The 2,673-nt window shown below is 64.5% G+C and carries 2 protein-coding genes; both read left to right on the forward strand.

Annotated features, from left to right (window positions below; all coding sequences use genetic code 11):
• Positions 1-102: 102 nt before the first annotated feature.
• Positions 103-2,346 (forward strand): condensation domain-containing protein, encoded by a 2,244-nt coding sequence (locus tag IEJ02_RS47640; protein WP_498067145.1) that lies wholly within the window; start codon positions 103-105, stop codon positions 2,344-2,346.
• A partial coding sequence (locus IEJ02_RS50195) for an AMP-binding protein (protein ID WP_191070483.1) occupies positions 2,321-2,673 on the forward strand: 353 nt, incomplete at its 3' end. The genes IEJ02_RS47640 and IEJ02_RS50195, both read left to right, overlap by 26 nt.

Consider the following 2,673-nt stretch of genomic DNA (forward strand, 5'->3'; position numbering starts at 1 on the left):
GGGAAGGTGGACCGGCGGGCGCTGCCGGAGCCCGAGGGCGCGGCTTACGCGTCCCGCGCCTATGAGGCCCCGGTGGGGGAGGCTGAGACGCTGCTGGCCGAGGTGTGGGCGCGGGTGCTGGGTGTTGAGCGGGTTGGCCGTCGTGACAATTTCTTTGAGTTGGGTGGGCATTCGCTGCTGGCGGTGACGCTGGTGGAGCGGTTGCGGGCGTTCGGGTTCGAGACGGATGTGCGTACGTTGTTCGAGGCGCCGACGGTGGCGGATTTCGCGGTGGCGATGGGCGGCGGTTCTGGGGCCGTGATGGTTCCGCCGAATCTCATCGCCGAGGATAGCGCGGTGATTACGCCGGATATGGTGCCGCTGGTCGCGCTGTCCCAGGACGACATTGATCGGGTGGTGGCGGCGGTTCCGGGCGGCGTGGCGAATGTGCAGGACATGTACCCGCTCACGCCGCTCCAGGAAGGCATTCTCTTCCACCACCTGATGGCGCGGGAGGGCGATGCGTATCTGCTGTCGACCCTGCTGGGAATGGAAGACCGGGACCGCGTCGATCGTTTTGTGGCGGCCATGCGGTCCGTGGTGGATCGGCATGACATTTTGCGTTCGTCGGTGGTGTGGGAGGGTTTGTCGCGGCCGGTGCAGGTGGTGTGGCGGGATGCGCCGCTGGTGGTCGAGGAAGTGGCTGTCGGTGGTGTTGAGGAGTTGTTGGAGCGTTTTGATCCGCGGCGGTATCGGCTGGATTTGCGGCAGGCGCCGTTGCTGCGGTTGTGCGTGGCCTTCGACGCGGTGGCTGAGCGTTGGCTTGTGTTGATCCTGTTGCATCACCTGGTGGGGGATCACACGGCGTTGGAGGTGGTGGGCGAGGAGGTTCAGGCGGTGATGGCCGGCCAGGGTGAGCGGTTGCCGGAGCCGGTGCCGTATCGCAATGTGGTGGCGCAGGCGGTGCTGGGTGTCAGCGCTGATGAGCATGAGGCGTTCTTCCGCGAGCTGCTGGGTGACGTGGATGAGCCCACCGCTCCGTTTGGACTGCTGGACGTCCAAGGCGAGAGCTCTGAAGTCAATGAGGGGCGTATCGAGCTCAGCCCCGACCTGGTCCGGCAGATGCGAGCTTCGGCAGCCCGGCTCGGTGTGAGCGTGGCGAGTCTGTGCCACCAGGCGTGGGCGCAGGTCCTGGCGCGGTTGACCGACCGGGAGGACGTGGTCTTCGGCACGGTGTTGTTCGGCCGGATGCACGGTGGCGCGGGTGCGGACCGAGGCATGGGCTTGTTCATCAACACTCTGCCCGTCCGGATCGATGTTGACGAGCGGAGCGTGGAGGCGGGGGTGCTCCGTACTCATGAGCTCTTGACGCGGTTGTTGCGGCATGAGCATGCGTCGTTGGCGTTGGCGCAGCGGTGTAGTGGTGTGCATGCGTCGATGCCGTTGTTCACCAGCCTGCTCAACTACCGGCACAGCGCCCTTGCTGCTTCTGAAGCTACCGATCAGGTGTGGGAGGGATTTGAGCTGCTGGGTGGTGAGGAGCGCACCAACTATCCCTTGATGCTGTCGGTGGACGATCTCGGTGAGCAGTTTGTGCTGACGGCGCAGGCGGTTGCACGGGTGGATGCGGGCCGGGTGTGTGGGTTGATGGAGAAGGCGCTGTTGGAGTTGGTTGATGTGCTGCGGGAGGCACCGAGCACGTCGGCGCGCGAGTTGGATGTGTTGCCGGTGGCGGAGCGTGCGTTGGTGGTGGGTGCGTGGAGTGCGGGGGAGGCGGAGTTCGAGGCCCCGGGCTGTGTGCATGAGTTGTTTGAGCGGCGGGTGGTGCGGGATGCGGGTGCGGTGGCGGTGGTGTGTGGGTCGGAGTCGTTGACGTATGGGGAGTTGAATGCGCGGGCGAATCAGGTGGCGTGGCGGTTGCGGGGGTTGGGGGTGGGGCCGGACAGCCGGGTGGCGGTGTGTGCTGAGCGGGGTGTGGAGCTGGTGGTCGGTCTGCTGGGTGTGTTGAAGGCGGGGGGTGCGTATGTGCCGTTGGATCCGGCGTATCCGTCGGAGCGGTTGGCGCTCATGCTGAGCGACTGTGAACCGGTTGCGGTGTTGGTGCACGGTCGGCGGGCTGGTGTGGTGATGGATGAGTTGGGTGCGGGTCCGGTGGTGGATTTGGGGGGTGATTTCAGTGGTCTGCCGGTTTCGGATGTGGATCGTGGCGAGTCGGGGCTGACGTCGTCGCATTTGGCGTATGTGTTGTATACGTCGGGGTCGACGGGTGTTCCTAAGGGGGTGATGGTGGAGCATCGGAATATGGTGCGGTTGTTCTGGGCGANAGGTGTTGGATCGGACGTTGTTTTCGACGTCGATCAATTTTGATCTTTCGGTGTTTGAGTTGTTTGTGCCGTTGGCGGTGGGGGCGTCGGTGGTCGTGGTGCGTGATGCGGTGAGTTTGGTTTCGGATCCGGTGGATGTGTCGTTGGTGAATACGGTTCCGTCGGTGATGTCGAGGTTGGTGGAGTTGGGGGGTGTGCCGGAGTCGGTGCGGACGGTGGATCTGGCGGGTGAGCCGTTGTCGCGGGATTTGGTGGAGCGGATTTTCGCGACGACGGGTGTGCGGGAAGTGCGTAATCTGTTTGGGCCGTCGGAGACGACGACGTATTCGACGTATGTGGTGATGCGGCGTGAGCAGGGGTTTGTGTCGCA

Origin of the sequence: Streptomyces sp. 5-10 (genome assembly GCF_014712245.1) — a bacterium.
In the GTDB taxonomy this organism is placed as follows: Bacteria; Actinomycetota; Actinomycetes; order Streptomycetales; family Streptomycetaceae; genus Streptomyces; species Streptomyces violaceusniger.